The organism is Streptomyces sp. 150FB (assembly GCF_000818195.1).
Taxonomy (GTDB): Bacteria; Actinomycetota; Actinomycetes; order Streptomycetales; family Streptomycetaceae; genus Streptomyces.
The window spans coordinates 4,791,633-4,792,255 of the sequence record NZ_JTHL01000001.1 but is presented as its reverse complement, the minus strand read 5'-3'; positions in this window follow the sequence as shown (position 1 = coordinate 4,792,255).

Below are 623 nucleotides of genomic sequence, written 5' to 3'. Positions count from 1 at the left end.
GGGGTGAGAAAAGGGTAGTGGGAGGCTGACAGGCCTGTCTTCCGTGTCCATCGACGCAGAAGTGGTTGTCAGAGACCATCCCACCCTGACCAACCTCCCAAATGGTCGATATGCCCCATTTCTGGGGTGGTTGTGGTGAGGAGAGGCCGCTTATGCGTCCCAGGACTCAGAAGAAGCATCTGCCAGACACCGACGGCCTGCCATAGACCCACATGCCACACCCCCGTCACACCCACCCCAGCCGTGTGGCTCAGTGGTGAGCCAGACACGCTCCGGGGTGCACCTCGCCCGATCGGTCAGCAACCCACCGCGTTCCTGCGTCCATCGGCGCTCACCACGTCTCCCCAACCGACCCTCCCCGTCACCACAGCCAGCTCGCAGACGCTTGGCCGAGTGGCATGGGGCAGTGATCCCTTCGTGCGTGCCCCGCAGGGCAAGCAAGTCGCAGACGGGGGCCGGAGGTGCAGGACAGGCAGGCGTCCCCGGGGAGTCTCCCCCCTGGGGGCGGCCCCCTCATCTGCACTTGCGGTGGAGGGGTGGGTGTCAAGGGTGGAGCGCAGCGAAATCGGCGCAGCCGACGCGACGAAGGAGCGCCCTTGACGCCCACCCCGGAACCGCAAAAA